Raw genomic sequence first — 693 nt, 5'->3', positions numbered from 1 at the left:
GGTCACCGCCGCCTACGACGCGATCCGGGACCGCGCCGGCGGCTGGGCCACCGACTGCCACGGCCACGGCACCGCCACCGCGTCGCTCGTCGCGGGCGCGCGCAGCGGAGTGGCGAAACAGGCCCGGATCGCGTCCGTGCGCGCGCTGGGCTGCGACGGCACGGGGCGCCTGGAGCACCTGGTCTCGGCCGTCGACTGGATCAGCGCGCACGCCCCCAAGCCCGCGCTGGCCAGCCTCGGCTTCTCCGGCGAACCCGGCTCCGTACTCGACCTCCAGCTCTACGAGATGGCGGACCAGGGCGTCGCCTACACCGCGCCCGCCGGCAACGGCGACGCGGACGGCCAGCCCATCGACGCCTGCGACGCGACGCCGGGCCGCCAGACCACCGCGCTCACGGTCTCCGCGACGGACCAGGCCGACCGCCGGATGGCCGCCGCCAACACCGGCTCCTGCGTGCACCTCTTCGCGCCGGGCGCCGGCATACCCGTCGCCAGCGGCCTCGGCGACCGGTACTACACCCGGCTCAGCGGCACCTCGGCCAGCGCGGCCCAGGTCGCCGGCGTCGCGGCCACCTACCTCCACGAGCACCCCGACACCTCGGCCACCGACCTCGACGCCGCGCTGGCCCGGGCGGCGACCCCGGACCGCGTCCAGGACCCGGGCGCCGACACCCGGAACCTGCTGGCCTACGT

At 77.1% G+C, this 693-nt stretch carries 1 protein-coding gene; it reads left to right on the top strand.

Annotated features, from left to right (window positions below; genetic code table 11):
- A partial coding sequence (locus KUM32_RS40085) for a S8 family serine peptidase (protein ID WP_217146638.1) occupies window positions 1-693 on the top strand: 693 nt, incomplete at both ends.

The sequence above is a fragment of the Streptomyces sp. AC627_RSS907 genome, assembly GCF_019049165.1.
The sequence above is the reverse complement of the archived record's forward strand: the minus strand, read 5'-3'. Positions and strand labels throughout refer to the sequence as shown.